The following is a 1,853-nucleotide window of genomic DNA, read 5'->3' on the forward strand; positions in this document are numbered from 1 at the left end:
ATACTTTTTCAATTGGAGTAAAGGCTTCAATAACTTTTCCAATGATTTGAGTATTTTCATCTCTTGGAAGAAGAATATCAGGAAATAGTCGATTGCCTTCAAAATCTATATCATCATTCAAAGAGACAAGTCTAATATAATCATCTTCCACATAAACAGAACCGACTAACTCAAACAAAAAGTTTTTTACAAGAAAGTTCAAAAAAAATGGGAAGAGTACGAAAAAGAAATTGAGAAACAACAAGCTGAAGATGAACAAGTGATTTATTCAGTAGCAATGGAACCAGCACTCAAAGAAGCAATTAAAATAGCAGGAAAGAAGAAAGGTAAACTTCAAGGCGGAGCAAAGGCTGTTATAAGAGAAGCCTTAATAGAGCATTTCAAGAAGAATAAAGATTACTTTAACTAAAGTTATAGTTTTATGTTAGAGAGGAGTCAACTCAATGAATAAAACGCCATCAGAATGCTTTTAAAAGGGCTTAAAAGGCAAAATATGAGCTTATAGGACGATTCAAGCATTAAAGGGAGTGAAAAATTCATTTTTCAATTTCTTTAGTGCTTTTTCGTTGGTTTACTCAACGACAGGAGCATTATTTTTTACTTTGTAAAAAATAGAGTTTTTTCAAAACTCAAATAAAAAAGTCCGCTCTTAAATTTTAAAGCCCAAAAATTTCAGATCCGACTTGTTTTATTGTTTACTTATCAGAATTTTCAACGGACTAAATTTCAAAATCATCATCACGTGCTTTGTGTTTTGAACTTTGATTTTTTTGATAGGCTTCTAATCGCTGTTCTGATTTTTGATAGTATTGAATGTTTTTATCGACTTTATATAAAGTATCTCGCAAATCATCACGTTCTTTTGTTAAGTTTTTAATGGTATCTCTGATAGAGGTATCTTCATAATCTAAACTTTTGTTTTGTTCGACATACTCTATAATCTTTGTATTTAATTTATCTAATTGCTTTTCTGTTTCTTGATAGGTGGCTTTTAAGTCCTTTCCTATGGTTTCAAAACTTCTATCAAAACCAAGTCCTTGACTAATCAAGAAATCGAACTCATGAAAGACTTGTTTGAGTTTGATATTGGCATTGTCAGAATAAAGAGGGACATTTCCACTTTGTCGTTGTAGATTTTTAGCAACAGTTGTTCCATACATGATTTTATTGTTTGCCGGACTTTTCTTATCAAGATAAGAAAATCGGTCTTTATTTTTGATAAAGACTTGATAATCGCCATTTTCTAATTTATCGACTCAACGTGCAGGTATCTTTATTGTCGCTTCTTTATCTAAAACAGTATCAATCGTTACGTATAAAAAATTTTCAGTTTCTTTCTCAATTTGCCAATCTTCTACCAAAATTGAAATTTCTTTTTCTTGTCCTTTTTCTTGAATGCTTTCTTTGTCTTTCCAAAGTTTCACGACTTCCTCAACGGAATAACCAATGGTATTTTTTTCTATCCGTCCTTTGAGATTTTCTTTTAAAAATTTATCATTTTTTAAACTTCTATCTCTAATTTTTTTGGTTTGTTCGCTTCCCTCTAAAAGATAAGTGGTATATTTTTTAGTATCGTCCACTTTTAAATTTAAGGCTCTTGCTTTTGTTTTAAAATCTTCCCAAGTGTGAGAATGGTTCATTAAAAATTCAAGTTTGTTTTTAATCTCTTTTCGGTAAGAATTTTGAGCAAGATAGACCAAATAATTTTTGTGAGAGTTTCCTAATTTTTGTTCAGGACGGTCAATAATTTTACAACCATATTCTTTAGAAATGTTATCAGAAATTTCTTTCAATCGTTCCAAATCATTTTTTGATTGTTGAAATTTATTTAAAGTCAAAGGGTCAGTTGCATT

1 protein-coding gene and 2 pseudogenes are annotated in these 1,853 nt (G+C 30.1%); 1 reads left to right on the top strand and 2 read right to left on the bottom strand.

What is annotated here, in order from left to right; translation table 11 throughout:
* Positions 1 to 202, bottom strand: a pseudogene (locus tag ABZY20_RS37070) (hypothetical protein); the annotation flags it as partial.
* Positions 203 to 259: 57 nt separating this feature from the next.
* Here ABZY20_RS37070 and ABZY20_RS37075 point away from each other — a divergent pair.
* Entirely contained in the window at positions 260 to 409 is a 150-nt protein-coding gene (locus ABZY20_RS37075; RefSeq protein ID WP_023349298.1) for a hypothetical protein, read from the top strand.
* Positions 410 to 719: 310 nt separating this feature from the next.
* Here the strand turns inward: ABZY20_RS37075 and ABZY20_RS37080 are convergent.
* Positions 720 to 1,853: pseudogene (locus ABZY20_RS37080) on the bottom strand (relaxase/mobilization nuclease domain-containing protein); the annotation flags it as partial.

The sequence above is a fragment of the Streptomyces sp. NPDC006624 genome, from assembly GCF_040611555.1.
GTDB lineage: Bacteria > Actinomycetota > Actinomycetes > Streptomycetales > Streptomycetaceae > Streptomyces.